The organism is Candidatus Binatia bacterium, assembly GCA_036563615.1.
GTDB lineage: Bacteria > Desulfobacterota > Binatia > UBA12015 > UBA12015 > DATCMB01.
Map to the genome: position 1 here is coordinate 71,099 of DATCMB010000019.1, position 19,222 is coordinate 90,320.

Sequence of the window (19,222 nt, forward strand, 5' to 3'; positions counted from 1 at the left end):
TCGAAGCGAGAACCGACGAAACGAAAGACGACGACGAAAGGACGGACACCATGAAGACCCTGTTCACCACCCTGGCGCTGGCAGCGACGCTCGCGTCGGCGACGGCTGCGCTCGCGGCCTCGAAGACCGGGCTGTTCAATCCGCGCAACCAGCACGCCTTCGCGACGCCCGACCGCGGCGCCGCGAAGCCCTACGCGCTGACCGGCAGCGAGCGCTCGCAGGTCGCGCGTTCGGAGCGTCGGCAGACGCCGTTCATCCTGCTCAACCGCTCGGTCGGTGCGCGGCCGGTCAGCGATCCGACCAACACGCACTGAAGGAGCTCGTCAGCCCGGCGGGACGGCGCGCGTCGTCCCGCCGGGCGCGGCGGCGACGTCAAGCATCACGTCGCCGCGCGGCGCACGCGCCGCATCCCGCGTGCAACCGAGAACGCCTCGCAACCGCGAGGCGTTGCTCGTTTCGGGCTCGCGGCGAGCTCGGCCTGCTGCTGGAGCGCGCTTCGGCTAGAGCTCGCGCGGCGCGCGCTCGCACGTCTGGCGGCGCTGTACGTCGGCGGAACTCGACGGCGCACCGCCGTACGCGTTTCGCACCCCGGCGTAGGCTTGCTTGACGTGCTTGAGCCAGCGCCGCGCCCACGAGAACTCGATCGCCAGGATGCCGAGACCGATCGGGATCACGACGAAGGCCGGTCCCGGCGTCACCAGCAGCACCGCGCCGAGCAGCAGGACGGTCGTGCCGACCACCGCGATCACGATGCGCCGCGCGAGGCGATAGGTCGCGTAGAACGCGGCAGCCCAGCCGTTTCCCGGCTCGGCGACGGCCACGGGTGCGGCATCGCGCGTACGTTCTTCCGTTGCTTGCTCGATCTCTTGCACGAGTTGCTCGCGATCGTCGTCCGGCGCCGCGCAAGCTCGGTACGCGGCCTCGGATCCTACGCCTGCGGCGCAGCCTGCTGCACGATCCGCGCCAGCGTGCGGGCGGCGTCCGTGAACTCCTCGACGCTGCCGTAGCGCCAGCCGTGCACGACCTCGGAGACGCCGATCGCGGCGAGCTCCCCGATCTTCTCCGCGGTGCGCTCCTCGTCGCCGAGCGGCAGCGAGGTGACGAGCACGACGTCGGGCGTCGGCTTGCCGGCCGCAGCGGCGAGGCTGCGCAGCTCGTCGACCGCTTCGCGCAGCCGACCGACGTCGCCGCCGGTCGGCATCCAGGCGTCGCCGTACTCGATCGCGCGCCGCAGCGCGTGCGGCGGCGCGCCGCCGACCAGGATCGGCGGTCGCTCGGGTCGCGGCAGGAAGAGGAAGCGCTGCCCGTTCCGCTCGACCTCGTCGCGCGCGAAGCACTCGCGCAGGAACGCGAGCGTCGCATCCGTGATGCGTCCGCGACGCTCGCGCGGCACGCCGACCGCGCGGAACTCGGCCGCCATCCAGCCCGCGCCGACGCCGAGCCGCAAGCGTCCTCCCGACAGCTCCTGGATGGTCGCGACCCACTTCGCGGTCGCGAGCGGCGGACGATAGGGCAGGACGAGGACGCCCGTGCCGAGGCCGATCCGTCGCGTCGCGCCGGCGAGGAAGGCGAGCGTCGCGAGCGGGTCGAGGTAGCGGCCGCCCGAGCCCTCGGCGTCGTCGGGCGGGATCGCGATGTGGTCGGCGACGAAGAGATCGTCGAGGCCGGCGTCCTCCGCCGCTTGCGCGCACGCGAGCAGCATCGAGCGTTCGGACTGCGGTCCCATGTTGCGTAGGTAGATGCCGGCCTTCATCGCGACCTCCTGCCGCCAGCGTACGGCGGACGCCGCGGCGTCGCGACCCCATTGCTCGCCTTTCGCCGCCTCCGTAACGTCGCGCAGCCTCCGCCGTGTGCCCGTCGTGCGTTTCGGCTGTCACCCGAAGCGGGCGTCTCGTGCGTACGACACTCCGAAGACGCGGCGCCGGGTCGCACGCCGGCGGGCGCCCGCAGCGCAGCGGAGGACGGCGGGATGAGCCACGCGATGGGCGCAACACGAGCCGCAAGAGAAGCCGATGGACGGGCAAAGCGATGCGTCAGGCGATGACGTCGATCGAGTGCCGGCGGGCGGCGAGCTGATGCCCGGTGCCCCGCGCAGCGCCGCCGCACGGCGTGCGACGCTCGCGCCGGACGCGTCGCGAGACGCGGCGCAGGACGTCGCCGCGGACGCGGTCCGAGACGCAGCGCCGGACGCGACGACCGACGCGGCGCTCCTCGAGCGCGTCGCGCGCGGCGACACCGAGGCGCTCGCACGCCTCGCCGAGCGCTACCACGACCGCTTCCACCGCGTCGCGTGGCGCATGCTCGGCAACGAGCACGACGCCGAAGACTGCGTGCAGATCGCGTTTCTCAAGATCCACCTGCACGCGGCGGAGTTCCGCGCGCGCTGGCAGGGCTCGACCTGGCTCTACCGCATCCTGACCAACGTCTGCATCGACGCCTGGCGCAAGCGGCGACACGAGGACCTGGTCGCCGAGTCGAGCGCGAGGTCGCAGGGCGCTTCGGTCGCAGACCGCATGGACGTGCAGGCCGCGCTGGCTCGGCTGCCGGCCGAGACCCGCGTCGTCGTCGTGCTGCGCTACCTCGAGGATCTGCCCTACGAGGAGATCGCCCGGGTGCGCGGCGTCACCGTCAACACCGTCAAGACACAACTCCGGCGCGGCAAGCAGGCGCTGCGCCGTCACCTCGGAGGAAAGCGGTGAGCGTTGCACGAGGCCACGACGAGAATCGCGCGGAAGATCGGAAAGATCGGGCGGAAGACCGCGCGCTGCGCGAGCTCCTCGCCACACCGACGCCGACGCGGCCGTCCGCGGCGTCGCCGCTGCGGCTCGTCGCCACCCGCGACGAAGCGAGCATCGTCGAGCGGCTGCTGCCGCAGACCGACATCGCGGCGAGCGAGACGGGCATCCGCCGCCTCGCGCTCGGCAGCGGGCGCATCGACGCGCCGACCCGCGCCGCGCGCCGCCTCGCCGAGCAGGCGCGCGACGAGATCGCGCAGTACCTGCGCGGCGAGCGCAGCTGGTTCGACGTCGCGGTCGACCTCGGCGCGGCGCAGCCGTTCCAGCGCGAGGTGCTGCGCGCGGCGAGCGAGATCCCGCTCGGCGAGGTGCGTACCTACGCGTGGATCGCCGCGCGGATCGGCAAGCCGGGCGCCGTGCGCGCGGTCGGCAACGCGCTCGGCGCGAACCCCGTGCCGCTGCTCGTGCCCTGCCACCGTGTCGTGCGCAGCGACGGCACCATGGGCGGCTACAGCTTCGGCTCGATCGACGTCAAGCGACAGCTCCTGCTGCTCGAGCGCGCGACGCCGGCGCTCGTCGGCTGCACGTCGACGCGGATCGTGTGCCGGCGCGGCTGCCGCTACGAGCGCCGCGTCGCCGAGACCAACCGCATCGTCGTCGCGTCGGTCGCCGAGGCGCGCGCGATCGGCTACCGGCCGTGCGCCGTGTGCCGTCCGACCGACGCGACCGGCGTTCGCGCCGCCGGCGCATCGTGGTAGCGTCGTCGCAGACCAACCGCGTGCAGGCCCCGCGAGCGATCGCGCACGCGAAGGAGGGACGACGAACGATGGCAACGCAATCCGCGGGCGAATCGGCCCGAGCGGCGGAGAGCGGCCAGGCGTCGGTGCGCTCGCTGCCCGGCCTCGCCGAGAAGATCATGTTCCGCGACCTCGCCGCCGACGAGGCGCAGCTTCGTCAGGAGGACGAGTGGCAGCGGATGGGCCGCAACGCGATGACGCTCGTCAAGTATCCGGACCTGCGCGTCGTGCTCACGGTGATGAAGGCGGGCTCGCGCATCGAGCGCAACCGTGACGAGACCGAGGGCCGGGTCGCGATCCACGTCCTGTCCGGACGCGTGCGGCTCGTGGTCGCGGGCGAGAGGATCGACGTCGGGCCGGGCGGGCTGCTCGCGCTCGACCACAAGACGCCGCACGACATCGAGGCGCTCGAGGAGAGCTCGTTCCTGATCTGGATCTCGTGGCTCGAGGGCCGCGAGCAAACCTGAGCTGACCCGAGCGAGCCCGTCGCTCAGCGCGCCCTGCGTCGCAGCGCGGGGCGCGCGCGGAACTCCTGGCGCACCTCGTCGTCGGTGCAGTGCTCGACGTAGCGACCGCGCGCGTACTCGCCGATCACGCGCCGCCAGAAGCGGATCGCGCGCTCGTTGCGCGGCAGCTCGCTGACCTCCCACACGCCGGGCAGGAGGTCGAACACGGCGTGCGCGGCGCGCGTGCCGATGCCCGAGCGTCGCTCGCGCGCGAGCACGAAGAACTCCGCCATCCGGTAGTCGCAGCCCGGCGCGACGTGCGGTGACGGCGCGCGGTTGACGAGCGCGAAGCCGACGCGCCGCCCGTCGACGACGATCAGCAGTGGCAAATCGTCTTCCTCGTCGAGCCACGACGGCAGGTGATCCGGTCGCCACGTCCCGTCCTCGTCGAGCTGGTAGTAGCCGTCGTCGAACGGCGACAGGTCGTGCAGGTAGAGCGGGTAGACGTTCTCGAGCCAGGTCCGATCGGTGACGCTGCGGCGAGCGTCGCGAAGCACGAGGCGCATGGGCACGCGCCACCATCCGCGGAAGCGAGCCGTCGACGCAAGCGCGCGGGGGTTGCGTCGCGGGGCGCGCGAATGAGAGGACGGCGGCATGACGTCCAACGCTCGTCCGCGGCGCAAGTTCTGGGGCTGGGGCTACGAAGGGCAGGGGCCCAGCGCCGAGCAGCAAGAGAAGATCGCGCAGCTCCTCGCGGCGCGCTTCTCGATCGAGGCGCCGACGGTCACGCCGCCGCCGTGCGTCGAGGAGCTCGCGCTGCGCGCGCCGCGCATCTCGCCACCGGCGAGCCTCGAAGCGATCTGCTCGACCGATCCCGAGGACCGCGCCGGACACAGCTACGGCAAGTCCTTCCGCGACGTCGTGCGCGCGCTCGCGCGCGAGTACCCGAATCCGCCGGACGTGATCGCACGTCCGCGCAGCGAGCAGGAGCTCGTCGCGGTGCTAGACTGGTGCGATTCCGTGGGCGCGGCGGCGATCCCGTACGGCGGCGGCTCGAGCGTCGTCGGCGGCGTCGAGCCGCCGGCGGAAGGCGTCAAGCAAGCGGCGGTGACGATCGACCTGGGCGCGCTCGACCGCGTGCTCGAGATCGACCGCACCTCGCGCGCCGCGCGCATCCAGGCCGGCGTGCTCGGCCCCGCGCTCGAGGACCAGCTCCGCCCGCACGGCTTGACGCTGCGCCACTTCCCGCAGTCCTTCGAGGTGAGCTCGCTCGGCGGCTGGATCGCGACGCGCTCGGGCGGGCACTTCGCGACGCTCTACACGCACATCGACGACTTCGTCGAAGCGCTGCGCGTCGTGACGCCGACCGGTACGATCGAGACGCGGCGTCTGCCGGGCTCCGGCGCCGGCCCGAGCCCGGACCGCATGTTCATCGGCTCGGAGGGCATCCTCGGCGTCATCACCGAAGCCTGGATGCGGCTGCAGGACAGGCCGCGCTGGCGCGCCTCCGCGTCGGTCACCTTCACCGACTTCCTCGCCGGCGCGGAGGCCGTCCGCGCGATCTCGCAGTCGGGCCTCGCGCCGACCAACTGCCGCCTGCTCGACCCCGGTGAAGCGATGCTTGCGGGCGCCGCCGCGGGCGACGTCTCGGTGCTCGTGCTCGGCTTCGAGTCCGCCGACCACCGTCCCGACGCGTGGATGGCGCGCGCGCTCGAGATCTGTCGCGACCACGGCGGCAACGTGCCGCCCGGCGCCGGCGAGACGCGCGACGACGAGTCGGCCGCGCGCGAGGGCGCGGTCGGCGCCTGGCGCAAGGCGTTCCTCGACGGCCCGTACCTGCGCGACGCGCTCGCCGCGATGGGCATGATCACCGAGACCTTCGAGACCGCGATCACCTGGGACCGCTTCCCGGAATTCCACACGGAGGTCATGCGGGCGACGCAGGACGCCGTGCGCCGCGTGTGCGGCGCGGGGCAGGTGAACTGCCGCTTCACGCACGTCTACCCGGACGGCCCGGCGCCGTATTACTCGGTGATCGCGCCGGGCAAGCGCGGCTCGCAGCTCGCGCAGTGGGCGGAGATCAAGGCTGCTGCGTCGGAGACGCTGCTGCGCCTCGGCGGCACGATCACGCACCACCACGCGGTCGGGCGCGACCACCGGCCGTGGTACGACCGCCAGCGTCCCGACGGCTTCGCGCGCGCCCTCGCGGCCGCCAAGCGCGCGCTCGACCCGAACGGGATCCTCAATCCAGGGGTGCTGATCGATCCGTGAGCGCGGGTCGCCGCGCGCTGGCGCGGGTGCGAGGCGCGCGGTAACGTCGCCGCGCCCGGAAGAAAGCGATGCCCCTCGATCTGCGCGACATCCTGCGGCCGGAGTCGAGCGCGGTGCTGACCGTCGAGTGTCAGCGCGGCGTGATCGGCACCGGCGGCGCGCTCTCGGCGCTCGCCGAGGCGGTGCGCGAGTCTGGCATGGTGCCGCGCATGGCGCGCGTCGTGAATGCGGCACGGGCGGCGAAGGTGCCGGTGTTCCACGGCATCGTCGTGCGGCGGCCGGACGGCGGCGGCTCGACGGTGAACTGCCGGCTGTTCGCGGTCACGCGCAAGGCGGGCGGGCCCGGTCTGCTCGCGGGCAGCGAGGCGGCCGCGCTCGTCCCCGAGCTCGGCCCGGCGGAGACGGACTACGTCGTCGCGCGTCACCACGGCGTGTCGTTGTTCCACGACTCGGAGCTCGACTCGCTGCTGCGGAGCCTCGGTGTCCGCACCGTCGTGCTGCTCGGCGTGAGCCTCAACATCGCGCTGCTCGGCACCACCATCGAGGCGGTGAACCGCGGCTACCAGGTGGTGATGCCGCACGACGGCGTGACCGGTACGCCGCTCGAGTATGCGCGGCAGGTGCTCGAGCACACGGTGCGCATGCTCGCGACCGTGACGACCTGCGACGAGGTGGTGGCCGCGCTGTCGGCACCGGGAGGGAGTGCAGCGTGAGCGATCTTGTCTTGACGGAAGAGCAGCAGCTTTTGCAGAGCAGCGCGGCGGACTTCGCGAAGAACCTGCCGGTGTCGCGGGTGCGCGCGCTGCGTGACGCCGGCGATCCGCTCGGGTTCTCGCTCGAGACCTGGCGCTCGATGGCCGAGCTCGGCTGGCCCGGCATCCTGCTCCCGGAGGAGTACGGCGGTCTCGGGCTCGGCTACGCCGAGCTCGCCGTGGTGCTCGAGGAGCTCGGCAAGGTGCTCGCGCCCGAGCCCTTTCTCTCGACCGTGCTGCTCGCCGGCAACGCGATCCTGCTCGGCGGCAGCGACGCGCAGAAGAAGGAGCTGCTGCCGCGCGTCGCGTCGGGCGACCTGGTGCTCGCGTTCGCGCACCACGAGCCGGGCGCGCGGCACGACCCGTACCGCGTCGAGACCCGCGCCGAGGCGCAGGGCGGCGGCTTTCGCTTGACGGGCGTCAAGGACATCGTGCTCGACGGCGCCGCCGCGGAGCGTCTGGTGGTCTCCGCGCGCAGCTCGGGACAGAGCGGGGAGCGCGACGGCCTGTCGCTCTTCCTCGTCGACCCGCGCGCGAGCGGCGTGACCGTCACGCGGCAGCAGCTCGTCGACCACCGCAACGCGGCGCGCGTGCGTCTCGACGGCGTCGAGGTGCCGTCGTCCGCGCTGATCGGCGAGCTCGGCAAGGGCGCCGACGTGCTCGATCCGGTGCTCGACCGCGCCGTGGTCGGGCTGTGCGCGGAGATGCTCGGCTCCATGCTGCGCGCCTTCGAGATGACGCTCGCCTACCTCAAGGAGCGCAAGCAGTTCGGCGTCGTCATCGGCACCTTCCAGGCGCTCAAGCATCGCGCCGCACGGATGTTCATCGAGACCGAGCTCGGGCGCTCGGCGGTGATGGCCGCCTCGCGCGCGCTCGACGACGGCTCGCCGCAGGCGCCGCTACTCGCGTCGGTCGCGAAGGCGCGGCTCTCCGAGGGCTTCGTGCTGGTCGCCAGCGAGGCCGTGCAGATGCACGGCGGCATCGGCATGACCGACGAGCACGACATCGGCTTCTACCTGAAGCGGGCGCGCGCGGCCGAGATCCTGTTCGGCGACGCGCCCTACCACCGCGACCGCGCGGCGACGCTGCAGGGCTTCTGATCTGCACGGGGGTCGCGCGCGCCGACGCGCGCGCGCCCTACGTGGCGCTCGGCACCAGGTAGCCCTCGAGGTGCGCGCGCAGCGCGTCCGCGTCCGCGGGCTGGCTGCGATGTCCGACGTAGCCGTCGGGGCGGATCAGGTAGAGCGTCTCGTGGCCCGCGGCGTAGCGACGGTGCATGGTCTGCTCCGGGTCGAGCAGCACGCGCACGCCGCCATCGACGCCCGCCGGCGCCGAGGCGCCGGCGTGCACGAGGCACGGCTCGACGAGGCCGCCGAAGCGCGCCGCCACCTCGCGCGCGCCGCCCACCAGACGCGAGATCGCCGACGCGTCCGCGCCGGAGAGGCCGCCGAACGCGAGCAGCACGTGGCGCGTCCCGCGCAGCACGTCGAAGAGCTGGGTCGGCTTGCCGCTCGCCGCGTCGACCAGCGACGCGTCCGGAGCGCGGCTTCCTTGCTTGACGCCGTAGCCGAGCAGCCAGCTCGTCGCCGCGACGCCGCGCTGCTCGCCGCAGATCGGGCTCGCGCCGTAGTCGATCTCGAGCTCGGCCATCGTCGACGCCATCTTCGCGCGGACGAGATCGAACGACGCGAGCAGCGGCACGATGCGCTTGCGCAGCTCCTGCGCGATCGGGTTGCGCAGCGTCGCGACGCGCGTCATCGCGGCCGCGTTGCGCAGCACGACCTCACCGACCGCGCTGCGCTCGACGTCGTAGCTGTCGAGCAGCACCTCGCGCGCGCGTCCGGCGTGGAACAGGCCGAGCTTCCAGCCGAGGTTGTAGGCGTCCTGCAGGCCGGTGTTCATCCCCTGGCCGCCGGCCGGGCTGTGAATGTGCGCTGCGTCGCCGGCGAGGAAGACGCGACCGTGTCGGTAGCTCTTCACCTTGCGCTCGTGGATGCGGAAGCCCGCGAGCCAGAACGGATCGCTCAGCGTGAGGCCGCCCGGGCCGCGCTCGTCGAGGGCGGCCTGCGCCTGCTCGAGCGTCGGATCCGGCGGGTGCTCCATGCCGCGCGCGAAGCCGACGTCGGCCACGAGACGGAAGCGGCCTGGCGCGATGGGGAAGAAGGCGATGACGCCCTTCCTGTGCCAGAACACCGAGATCTCGTCGGACGGCAGCGGGCCGTGCACGCAAGCGTCGGCGAGGATCCAGTCGTTGGGCTCGACCTCGCCCGAGAACTCGATGCCGAGCTCGTGGCGCGTGGTGCTGTGCGCGCCGTCGCAGCCGAGCAGCCAGGGCGTGCGCAGGGTCTCCTCGCTGCCGTCGGCGTGGCGAATCGTCGCCGTCACGCCGTCGGCGTCCGGACGGATGGAGATCGCCTCGGTGCGTCGCTCGACGGTCACGCCGCGCGCCGCGAGCTGCTCTTCGAGCACGCGCTCGGTCTCGCTCTGCGGGATCATGAGGCTGTACGGGTAGGGGCTCTCGAGGCCGTCGAACGTCGTGTGCACGAGACGCTTGCCGTCCGCGTACATCGCCGCCGCGTGCGCCGGCATGCCGGCCGCGAGGAACGGCGCCGCGCCGACCATGTCGTCGAGCGCCTCGAGCGAGCGGCTCCACAGCGTCAGCGCCTTCGACTTGTCCGTCCGCCCTTCGTTCTTGTCGATGATGCGGCAGGTGAGCCCGTGCCGAACGAGCTCGATCGCCATCGCAAGCCCGACCGGACCTGCGCCGATCACCAACGCGTCCACCGGTGCCTTCATTGCGCCCTCCATTGCCGAGTCACCGGAGCGAAATGTCGACGGGAAGCGAGGGGGACGTCCACTCGGCGAAATTACGCAGATCCGCGCGCGTGACCCCCGGTTCGCGCGGAGCAGAAGATTCATCGGTCGGAGGCGAGCGCATCTTGACACGCGGAACGCATCTCGGCCTGCTGAATGAGGCACCCTGCCCGAGAGGAGCCGTTGCGTCGCATCCGACGTGCGACGGCGCGCGGGCAGGAGAAAGGAGCCGCCATGAACCACTCACCACGGAGCGCAGAACCCTCACCCTCCCCCGGGCGGCCGCGTCGCCGTCGACCTTGGCACCAAGCGGTCGCGCTCGCGGTCTTGCTCGCCGCCGGGCTCGCCTTGACCGGTTGCCCCGAGCGCGACGGACCCGCCGAACGTGCGGGCGAGGAGGTCGACGAGGCCGTCGACGACATGAAGGACGCGATCGACTGATCGCGCGCCGCACGCGAGCGTGCGGCGGCTGCTCGAGCGGCGCTTGCGCGGTTGCAAGCGTCGCGGCTTCCTTGCAGCCGTGCCGAATCCACCGATGCCATAACCGCGCGAACGCTCTGGAGAAATCCTTGGCGTCGGTGGCACGGAAGGTGCTGCCGCGGATGCGCTCCGCACCGCTCGCGACGCCTCCCGCCGCATATTTGGAGCATATTTAGAGATTGACGACTGGCAGATCGGCCCCGTCTGCCGTATGCTCACGCACTTCCGGGACGGGGGAGTTGGACGACGTGTTTGAGGCCCGGACGCGGCGTCGACGTACCCCCTGCGGTGCGTCGACGCCGCACCCTGATGGCCGCGAGCTGCGCCGCGCTACCCCGACGTCCGGCCGCCTGATACGACGCACGCCGGAGGCGGTCCGTGTCCGTCATCCTCTGTCCGCGCTGCAGCCATGCCGCCGAAGCGACGGCGCGCTTCTGTGAAGCGTGCGGCGCCGTCTTGCCGCCATCGTGTCCGGCGTGCGGCAAGGTCGCGAGCGTCGGTGCTCGCTTCTGCGCGGCCTGCGGGACCGCGCTGCCCGCGCAGCCGACGCCGCCCGCGCGCGACGTTCCGCGCGCCTACACGCCGCGCCATCTCGCCGAGAAGATCCTCACCCAGCGCGCCGCGCTCGAGGGCGAGCGCAAGCAGGTGACGGTGATGTTCGTCGACCTCAAGGGCTCGATGGAGATCGCCGAGGAGGTCGACCCCGAGGAGTGGCACGGCATCATGGACCGCTTCTTCGCGATCGTCAGCGACGCCGTGCACCGCTTCGAGGGCACCGTCAATCAATACACGGGCGACGGCGCGATGGCGCTCTTCGGCGCGCCGATCGCGCACGAGGACCACGCCGAGCGTGCCTGCCTCGCGGCGCTCGAGCTCTCGGCCGGTCTCGCGCGCTACGGCGACGAGCTCCGTCGCGAGCGCGGGATCGCTCTCGCGGCACGCATCGGGCTCAACTCGGGCGAGGTCGTGGTCGGACGCATCGGCGACGACCTGCGGATGGACTACACGGCGCAGGGCCACACGGTCGGCCTCGCGTCGCGCGTCGAGCAGCTCACGACGCCGGGGCGCGTATACTTGACGGAGCACGTCGCGGCGCTGGTGGCGGGACGCTTCCGGCTGCGCGACCTCGGTCCGCACCGCATCCGCGGCGTCCGCGAGCCGGTCGGCATCTTCGAGCTCGAAGGCGTCGGCGCGCTGCGCACGCGGCTCGAGCTCTCGCGTGCGCGCGGCTTCTCGTCGTTCGTCGGCCGGCACGCCGAGAGCGCGCGCCTCGACGCGGCCCTCGCGCGCGCGCTCGGCGGTCGCGGCGGCGTGGTCGCGGTGGTCGGGGACGCGGGGCTTGGCAAGAGCCGGATGTGCTTCGAGCTCGCCGCGCGTGCGCGCGCAGCCGGCGTCGCGGTGCACGAGGCGCACGCGGTGCCGTACGGACGCGCCGTTCCCTTCCTCCCCGTGCAGGAGCTGCTGCGCGGCGTGCTGGGCGTCCTCGACGGCGATTCCGCAGAGGAAGCGCGTCGCAAGATCGCCGGCACGCTGCTGCTGCACGACCGCACGCTGCACGACGCGCTGCCGCTCGTCTTCGACTTCCTCGGCGTCGCCGATCCTCGCGACGCGGCGCCGCGCGTGGCGGATCCCGACGCCGTCCAGCGGCGGCTGCTCTCGATCTTCCAGTCGCTGATCCGCGCCCGCGCAGCGCGCGAGCCGCTGCTCCTGCTGGTCGAGGACCTGCACTGGCTCGACGCGGGAAGCGAAGCGTTCCTGCGCGCGCTCGCCAGCATGGCGTCGGACGCGCGCGTGCTGCTGCTCGTCAACTTCCGCCCCGAGTACGCTTCCGACTGGACGAGCGAGCCTGCGTGCGAGTGCTTGACGCTTGCGCCGCTCGAGCCCGAGGCGAGCGCGCAGCTCCTCGCCGAGCTGCTCGGTACGGATCCCGCGCTCGGCGAGCTCGCGCGGCGGATCACCGAGCGCACGGCGGGCAATCCGTTCTTCATCGAGGAAACGGTGCGTGCGCTCGCCGACGAAGGACACCTCGTCGGGACGCGCGGCCGCTACCGGCTCGTCGAGGGTCTGCCCGATCCCGTGCTGCCGGGCACCGTGCAGGCGGTGCTCGCGGCGCGCATCGACCGGCTGCCCGAGAACGAGAAAGCCCTGCTGCAGACCGCCGCCGTGATCGGCAAGCGCTTCGTGCGGACGGTGCTCGAGCGCATCGCCGAGGTCCCGACGACGGCGCTCGAGACGGCTCTCGCGACGCTCGAGCGGCTCGAGTTCGTGCACGCGGAGGCGCGCGAGGGCGGCGAGGAAGCGTACGCCTTCAACCACCCGCTCACGCAGGAGGTCGCGTACCGCTCGCAGCTCGGTGCGCGGCGCGCGCGCGTGCACGCCGCGGTGGCGCGCGCGCTCGAGGAGCTGCACGCGGAGCGGATCGACGACGTCGCGGCGCTGCTTGCGCACCACCACGAGCACGCCGGCGATCTGCTCGCGGCGGCGCGCTGGACGCGACGCGCGGCCGAGCGCGCGACGCGCAGCGACGTCGGCGAGGCGGCGCGGCTCTGGCAGAAGGCGCGCGCGCTGGTCGCGAAGCTGCCGGAGGATCCGCAGACGGTCGAGATCGCGATCTGGGCGAGCATCCAGCTCCTCAACCTCGGCTGGCGCTCGGGGCTCACCGACGCGGAGGCCGAAGCGCTCTTCCGCTCGGGCATCGAGCTCGCAAGGCGCAGCGGCGACCAGGGTGCGGTCGCGGGTTTCCTCGTCACCTACGGAGCGGTGCGCGGTCTTTCGGGCGCGGGCGAGGAGGCGCTCGAGCTGATCTCCGAGGCGGTGCGGGTCGTCGAGCACGCGAACAGCCCGGAGACGGCGCTGTCGATCCAGTGCGCGCTCGTGCAGACGCAGATCATGGTCGGTCGCCTGCGCGACGCGCTCGCGACGATCGAGCTCGGGCTTGCGCGCACGTCCGCGCAACCGGGGCTCGGCAGCGACCGCACGGGCTTCGACACCCACAGCTGGCTCCTGATGTCGCGCGGCGGCGTCCGCGTCGACGCGGGCGACCTGCGCAGCGCGGCGCGTGACCTCGAGCAGAGCAGCGAGCTCGCGCAGGCGATGCGCGAGAAGGAGATCCTCGGCTGGTCGTACGAGATGCGCGCCAAGCTCGCGCACTGGCTGTGCGACTACGACGGCGCGCTCGCGTGCGCGCGCCAGTCGGTGCAGATCGCCGAAGAGATCGGCAGCGCCTTCTCGCAGGCGTCGGCGTGGGGACGGCTCGGCTGCGCGCTGTTCGACCGCAAGCAGTGGGACGAGGCGGCCGCCGCGCTCGAGCGCGCGCTCGACGTCATCCGCACGCGGCGCACGTTCCTGCACTGGGAGCCGGGCTCGCTCGCGCAGCTCGCGGAGATCTACGCCGCGCAGGGACGGCACGACCGCGCGCAGCAGATGGCGCGCGACGCGGTCGAGCTCGCCGCGCAGCGCGGCGCGTCCCTCGTCGAGCTGATGGCGCAGCTCTCGCTCGCGCGCGTGCTGCTCGCGAGCGGACGGCGTGCGGTGCGCGACGAGGTGCGCGCGCTGCTCGATCGCGCGGCGGACGGCATCGTCCGCACCGGCGCCGAGAGCTGGATCCCGGTCGTCGAGCTGGAGCGTGCGCGCCTCGCGCAGCTCGCCCGCGACGACGAGGCGCGGCGTCGCGCGCTGGTCCGCGCGCGCGACGGCTTCGCCGCGATCGGCGCGGATGCGCGCGCGCAGGAGGTCGCGGCCGAGCTCGCGGCGTTTGCTTGACGCGCATCGCGACGCGGCAGCACGACGCGGCAACACGACGCCGCGGCTCGACGCGAGGCCGCAGCACGGGCGCCGTGCCGCAGGCGCGCGTCAGGCGAGGTCGAAGAGCAGGGCCTCCGCGGACGTGCGCGCGACGATCTCGACCTTCGGCTCGTCGCTCACCGCGAGCCCGTCGCCCGCGCGCAGCCGCTCGCCGAGCGCCTCGACCTCGCCGCGCACGATCTGCAGCCACGCGTGACGTCCGGGCGCGAGCGTGTGCGTGACGCTCTCGCCGGGCTCGAGTAGCGTCGCGTAGAGGGACACGTCCTGGTGGATCTGCACCGCGCCGTCGCCGCCGGCGCTGCCCTCGCGCGAGGCGATGCGGCGCAGCGTGCCGCGGCGCTCGGCCTCGGGGAAGGCGCGCTGCTCGTAGGTCGGCTCGAGGCCGCGCCGCTCGGGCAGGATCCAGATTTGCAGGAGGTGCAGCTCCTCGCGCAGCGGGTTCATCTCGCTGTGGGTGACGCCGGTGCCCGCCGTCATGCGCTGGATCTCGCCCGGACGGACGACGCCGTGGTTGCCCATGCTGTCGCGGTGCTCGACCGCGCCCGAGATCACCCAGGTGAGGATCTCCATGTCGCGGTGCGGGTGCGGGCCGAAGCCGCGGAGCGGCGCGACGCGGTCCTCGTTGATCACGCGCAGGGAGCGAAAGCCCATGTGCGCCGGGTCGTAGTAGTCGGCGAACGAGAAGGTGTACCGCGTGTCGAGCCAGCCGTGGTCGAAGTGTCCGCGCTCCTCGCTGCGTCGTAGAGACTTCATCTGGTGCCTCCTGTCGCGTCCCCCCGAGAGCACTCTACGCGACCGCCGGAGCTGAAGCGTCGCCTTGGCGCCGAAAAGCGACGGCCGCGCAGGCTCGCGCGCGCGCCGGGCGCCGGCTAGGGTCACGGGCCATGCGAGGGTCGAGCTGGAGCGACTTTCGTCCCCGACGCGCGTGGGTGGTGGCGGCCGCCTGCGCAGCCGTGCTGACGCTGCACGTCGCCGGCGCGCACGCCGACGAGCTCGAGGATCTGCGCCGCGAGAACGCGCGTCTGCGCGCCGAGGTCGAGACGCTGCGCCGCCAGCTCGCCGAGCGCGACGCCGCAGCGCCGACGAGTCCCGCGACGGGCGCGGGCGGCGTCGAGCAGATCCTGGTCGCGAGCCGGGTTTCGCTCGACGTGCGGCGCGACGAGGCGAGCGGCGCCGAGACGATCGCGAGCGAGTGGTACCGCACGACCGAAGGCGGCACGCTGCCGCGCAAGGAGTGGTTCCAGCTCTCCGCGCGCCGGGCGGCGGACGGCGCGGTCGAGGGGCCGTGGCTGTCGGTCGAGCGCCACGGCGGCGGCGGCACGCTCAAGGTCGACGCCGGGAGCTTGACGATCGACGGGCGCTCGTTCCCGTGCCCCGCGGCGGACTACGAGAGCGAGCGCAAGAGCCGCCAGGTCCTGCACGCCTCGACCAGCTCGCGCAGCGAGCGCTTCCGCTGCACGCTGCCCGCCGAGGCCCTGCAGCTCGCGGCGCGCGGACGCGACGTGCGCTTCACCGCAGGCGCCGTCGACTTCGAGCTCACCGACGAGCACGTCGCCGCCTTCGCCGCGCTCGCGGTGCGGCTCGAGCGCGGCGCGCAGCCAGCGACGCCGTAGCCGCATGGCGCTCGTCGCGACCCGAAGCCCGCGCGCGACGCGCCGGCGTCCGCCGCGACCTCCGCGATCGCAGCGCCCGGGACCGGTCACGAACGCGAACGTGAGCCGCGTCCTCGGCATCCTGCGACGCGAGCACGACGGCTGGAACGCGCCCGTCGTGACCTTCATCAGCACGAGCACGGGCGATCCGTACCGCACGCTGACGTCGTGCATCCTCTCGCTGCGCACGCGCGACGAGGTGACGGCAAAGGCGTCGGAGCGTCTGTTCGCGCTCGCCGACTCGCCGGCGAAGCTCGCCGCGACGCCCGAGGACGTGCTCGCCAAGGCGATCTACCCGGTCGGCTTCTACCGCACCAAGGCGCGGACGCTGCGCGAGATCGGACGCTTGCTCGTCGAGCGCTGGGCGGGACGCGTGCCGGACGAGATCGACGACCTGCTGACGCTGCCCGGCGTCGGCCGCAAGACGGCGAACCTCGTGCTGGTCGAGGCGTACGGCAAGCCCGGCATCTGCGTCGACACGCACGTCCACCGGATCAGCAACCGCTGGGGCTACGTCAAGACCAAAACCCCGGAGCAGACGGAGATGGCGCTGCGCGCGAAGCTGCCGGCGAAGCACTGGCTCGAGATCAACGCGCTGCTGGTCGCGTTCGGCCAGACCATCTGCCACCCGACGTCGCCGCGCTGCTCGGTCTGTCCGATCGCGCGCTACTGCCCGCGTATCGGCGTCGTGCGAAGCCGCTAGCGAGCGCTCAGGCGCACGCGATGCGCCATCCGCTGGCGCAGGCGCGATTTCTTTGGCTTCGTGAGCGTCCCGCCGATGTAGCGGTGGAGGTTGGCGATGGGAGGGTTGCGTCCGCATCCGGCGCCGCGGCGGCGGCGCGACGAAGAACGCCACCCGGATTCGACGGTCCGGGGGCGACGGACTCCATGCGTGCGGTAGACGACGCGGGATCGCGCTCGGTCGCGCGGCGGCGCGCCGAGATCGTGCTGCGCGTGCTGCGCGGCGAGCTCACGACGGCGGAGGCCGCGCGTCGCTACGACGTTTCGGTCCGCGAGATCGAGCGCTGGCAACGTCGCTTCTTGACCGCCGGCAAGCGCGCGCTCGCGCTCGACCTCGCGCCGCCCGCCGGCCGCGCCGCGCGCACGATCGACCATCTGGCGAGCGAGCCGACGAACGGCGAGGCGCGCATCACGCCGGCCGAGCAGTGGCTTCGCCTGCTGCCGGAGCAGCTGCAAGGCATCTCCTGGACGACCGACACCGAGCTGCACGTCACCTCGGTCGTCGGCATGCGGCGCGCGACGGCGGAGTCGATGGTCGGCCTCTCGCTGTACGAGGTCTTCCAGACCGACGACCCGACGTTTCCGCCGATCGCCAACCACCTGCTCGCGTTGGAGGGCAAGCCCGGCAGCTACGAGATGACGCTCGCCGGTCGCACCTTCGACTACCGGCTCGAGGCGCTGCGCGACGCCGCGGGACGGATCTGCGGCGTGATCGGCACCTCGCTCGACGTCACCGATCGCAAGCGCACCGAGGCGGCGCTGCGCGAGCAGAAGGCGCGCTTCCGCTTCCTCCTCGAGCAGATCCCCGCGATCCTGTGGACCACCGACAAGGAGCTGCGCATCACGTCCAGCATGGGCGCGGGCCTGAAAGCGCTCGACCTCGCGCCGGACCAGATCAACGGCGTGTCCTTGATCGACTACATCGGCGCGCGCGGCGACGCGGGGCCGTCGATCGAGGGAGCGCTCGCCGCGCTGCGCGGCGAGACCGGGCTGTACGAAGGACGCTGGAGCGGCCGCGACTACGAGACGCACTTCCAGCCGCTGCGCGACGCCGACGACGACATCGTCGGCGTCCTCGGGCTGACGATCGACATCACCGAGCGCAAGCAGGTCGAGCGGGAGCGCGAGGAGCTGCTGGTGCGCGAGCAGGCGGCGCGCGAGCAAGCGGAGGAAGCGAGCCGTCTGAAGGACGAGTTCCTGGCGACGATCTCGCACGAGCTGCGGACGCCGCTGAACGCGATCCTCGGCTGGGCGCACATCCTGCGCGAGGAGGACGTCGATCCCGAGACGCGTGCGCGCGCGATCGAGACCATCGAGCGCAACTCGCGCTCGCAGGCGCGTCTGATCCAGGATCTGCTCGACGTCTCGCACATCGTCACCGGACGCACGCGCCTCGACATCCGTCCGGTGGCCGACGTGGCGTCGATCATCTCCGCGGCGATCGACTCGCTACGCCCGGCCGCGCTGGCGAAGAACATCAACCTGCACCACGCGTTCGACCCCGACGCGGGACCGATCCTCGCCGATCCCGAGCGCCTGCAGCAGATCGTGTGGAACCTGGTGTCGAACGGCATCAAGTTCACGCCCAAGGGCGGGCGCGTGCACGTCTGGCTCGAGCGCGCGGACTCGAAGCTGCAGATCCGCGTCAGCGACAACGGCGAGGGCATTCCGCGCGACTTCATGCCCTACGTCTTCGACCGCTTCCGTCAGGCGGACGCGTCGTCCGCGCGGCGCCACGGCGGCCTCGGGCTCGGTCTCGCGATCGTGCGTCACCTGGTCGAGCTGCAGGGCGGCGAGGTGCGCGCCGAGAGCGAAGGCGAGGGCAAGGGCGCGACGTTCACCGTGAGCTTCCCGGTCCTGCCGCTGCGCATCGAGCAGGACGCGTGCGACGCGGAACACAAGGTCGACGGCGTTCAAACGAAAGTTTCCCTCGACGGCTTGCGCATCATGGCGATCGACGACGAGCCGGACACGCTCGAGATGATCCGTGCGGTGCTCGAGCGCTGCCGCGCGCAGGTGCGCACGGCGACGTCGGCGCTCGACGGCCTGCAGCAGCTCGCCGAGTGGCGCCCGGACGTGCTGCTCGCCGACATCGGGATGCCGGTGCGCGACGGCTACTGGCTGATCCGGCAGGTCCGCCAGCTCGCACCGGAGCGCGGCGGCCGCGTCCCGGCGGTGGCGCTGACGGCGTTCGCGCGCCACGAGGACCGGTTGCGCACGCTCTCCGCGGGCTTCCAGACGCACGTGGCGAAGCCGGTCGAGCCGGCGGAGCTGGTCGCGGTGATCGCGAGCCTCTGTCAGCTGCGGCGCTGATCCGGCGACGCGCGTTCCGAGGAGCGCTGCGCGGTAGGGCTTAGGTCCGACGACGCGACTCTCGAGAGGTGGGCGCGGCGCGGCTTCGGTGGGGACCGGACGGTTGCCCGCGCGATCGTCTCGGGCGCGGGGCCGCGCGCGTCGGGCGCGCGGCCGGGGCGCATGCCGAGCACGTGTCGGCGCCCTGCGACGCGCGGATCTTGGTGGACGTGCTCGGCGAGAGCGCCCCGTCCGCACGCCCGCCACGCGCTGACAGCGGTGCGACGCTGGGACGACGAGCATCGGTTTCCGGATGAGCGCGCGCCGTACCTCCGTGTTGGGACGTAAGCGGTCGCCGAGCGCGGGATCGGGGGATTCTAGAAGCACGTGCACCTTCGGCGGCGAGACGCACGAGGCGCGCGACGTGCTTCATATCCC

The 19,222-nt window shown here is 72.8% G+C and carries 16 protein-coding genes; 11 read left to right on the forward strand and 5 right to left on the reverse strand.

Annotated elements, in window-relative coordinates:
- Nucleotides 1-50: 50 nt before the first annotated feature.
- Nucleotides 51-314, forward strand: a complete 264-nt coding sequence (locus tag VIS07_16050; GenBank protein ID HEY8517023.1) for a hypothetical protein — start codon at nucleotides 51-53, stop codon at nucleotides 312-314.
- Between the two features lie 186 nt (nucleotides 315-500).
- Here the strand turns inward: VIS07_16050 and VIS07_16055 are convergent, their stop codons facing one another.
- Both VIS07_16055 and VIS07_16060 read right to left on the reverse strand, forming a co-directional pair.
- Nucleotides 501-821 (reverse strand): PGPGW domain-containing protein, encoded by a 321-nt coding sequence (locus VIS07_16055; GenBank protein HEY8517024.1) that lies wholly within the window; start codon nucleotides 819-821, stop codon nucleotides 501-503.
- 107 nt (nucleotides 822-928) lie between these two features.
- Nucleotides 929-1,753, reverse strand: coding sequence for a TIGR03619 family F420-dependent LLM class oxidoreductase (locus VIS07_16060; GenBank protein HEY8517025.1), 825 nt, complete (start codon nucleotides 1,751-1,753; stop codon nucleotides 929-931).
- Between the two features lie 322 nt (nucleotides 1,754-2,075).
- On the opposite strand from VIS07_16060, the gene VIS07_16065 reads away from it, so the two are divergent.
- The 3 genes from VIS07_16065 (at nucleotide 2,076) to VIS07_16075 (ending at nucleotide 3,999) form a co-directional block, all read left to right on the forward strand.
- Nucleotides 2,076-2,699: a sigma-70 family RNA polymerase sigma factor gene (locus VIS07_16065; protein HEY8517026.1), complete on the forward strand. Its 624-nt coding sequence runs from the start codon at nucleotides 2,076-2,078 to the stop codon at nucleotides 2,697-2,699.
- Nucleotides 2,696-3,493 carry a methylated-DNA--[protein]-cysteine S-methyltransferase gene (locus VIS07_16070; protein ID HEY8517027.1) on the forward strand — a complete coding sequence of 266 codons (798 nt, stop codon included), beginning with the start codon at nucleotides 2,696-2,698 and terminating at the stop codon, nucleotides 3,491-3,493. The genes VIS07_16065 and VIS07_16070 overlap by 4 nt, the downstream gene beginning before the upstream one ends.
- A 68-nt stretch (nucleotides 3,494-3,561) precedes the next feature.
- Nucleotides 3,562-3,999: a cupin domain-containing protein gene (locus tag VIS07_16075; protein ID HEY8517028.1), complete on the forward strand. Its 438-nt coding sequence runs from the start codon at nucleotides 3,562-3,564 to the stop codon at nucleotides 3,997-3,999.
- A gap of 23 nt (nucleotides 4,000-4,022) precedes the next feature.
- On the opposite strand, the gene VIS07_16080 is transcribed toward VIS07_16075, so the two are convergent.
- Nucleotides 4,023-4,544, reverse strand: coding sequence for a GNAT family N-acetyltransferase (locus VIS07_16080; GenBank protein HEY8517029.1), 522 nt, complete (start codon nucleotides 4,542-4,544; stop codon nucleotides 4,023-4,025).
- An 88-nt stretch (nucleotides 4,545-4,632) separates the two neighbouring features.
- On the opposite strand from VIS07_16080, the gene VIS07_16085 reads away from it, so the two are divergent.
- The 3 genes from VIS07_16085 to VIS07_16095 all read left to right on the forward strand — a co-directional run bounded on the left by VIS07_16085 (nucleotide 4,633) and on the right by VIS07_16095 (nucleotide 8,101).
- Complete coding sequence (locus VIS07_16085; protein HEY8517030.1) at nucleotides 4,633-6,249, forward strand: FAD-binding oxidoreductase; 1,617 nt, start codon at nucleotides 4,633-4,635, stop codon at nucleotides 6,247-6,249.
- Between the two features lie 68 nt (nucleotides 6,250-6,317).
- Nucleotides 6,318-6,962, forward strand: coding sequence for a cysteine hydrolase (locus VIS07_16090; protein ID HEY8517031.1), 645 nt, complete (start codon nucleotides 6,318-6,320; stop codon nucleotides 6,960-6,962).
- The gene (locus VIS07_16095) at nucleotides 6,959-8,101 is read left to right on the forward strand and encodes an acyl-CoA dehydrogenase (protein ID HEY8517032.1); all 1,143 of its coding nucleotides are present in this window, start codon (nucleotides 6,959-6,961) and stop codon (nucleotides 8,099-8,101) included. The genes VIS07_16090 and VIS07_16095 overlap by 4 nt, the downstream gene beginning before the upstream one ends.
- 37 nt (nucleotides 8,102-8,138) lie before the next feature.
- On the opposite strand, the gene VIS07_16100 is transcribed toward VIS07_16095, so the two are convergent.
- A complete protein-coding gene (locus VIS07_16100; protein HEY8517033.1) occupies nucleotides 8,139-9,797 on the reverse strand; it encodes an FAD-dependent monooxygenase in 1,659 nt (552 codons plus the stop codon).
- 876 nt (nucleotides 9,798-10,673) lie between these two features.
- On the opposite strand from VIS07_16100, the gene VIS07_16105 reads away from it, so the two are divergent.
- Nucleotides 10,674-14,057: an adenylate/guanylate cyclase domain-containing protein gene (locus VIS07_16105; GenBank protein ID HEY8517034.1), complete on the forward strand. Its 3,384-nt coding sequence runs from the start codon at nucleotides 10,674-10,676 to the stop codon at nucleotides 14,055-14,057.
- Between the two features lie 90 nt (nucleotides 14,058-14,147).
- Here the strand turns inward: VIS07_16105 and VIS07_16110 are convergent, their stop codons facing one another.
- A complete protein-coding gene (locus VIS07_16110; GenBank protein ID HEY8517035.1) occupies nucleotides 14,148-14,852 on the reverse strand; it encodes a pirin family protein in 705 nt (234 codons plus the stop codon).
- 179 nt (nucleotides 14,853-15,031) lie between these two features.
- Here VIS07_16110 and VIS07_16115 point away from each other — a divergent pair, with 179 nt between their 5' ends.
- The 3 genes from VIS07_16115 to VIS07_16125 all read left to right on the forward strand — a co-directional run bounded on the left by VIS07_16115 (nucleotide 15,032) and on the right by VIS07_16125 (nucleotide 18,805).
- Nucleotides 15,032-15,712, forward strand: coding sequence for a hypothetical protein (locus tag VIS07_16115; protein HEY8517036.1), 681 nt, complete (start codon nucleotides 15,032-15,034; stop codon nucleotides 15,710-15,712).
- A 100-nt stretch (nucleotides 15,713-15,812) separates the two neighbouring features.
- On the forward strand, nucleotides 15,813-16,454 hold the full coding sequence (gene nth, locus VIS07_16120; GenBank protein HEY8517037.1) for an endonuclease III: 642 nt from the start codon (nucleotides 15,813-15,815) through the stop codon (nucleotides 16,452-16,454).
- 185 nt (nucleotides 16,455-16,639) lie between these two features.
- A complete protein-coding gene (locus tag VIS07_16125; GenBank protein HEY8517038.1) occupies nucleotides 16,640-18,805 on the forward strand; it encodes an ATP-binding protein in 2,166 nt (721 codons plus the stop codon).
- Nucleotides 18,806-19,222: the final 417 nt, after the last annotated feature.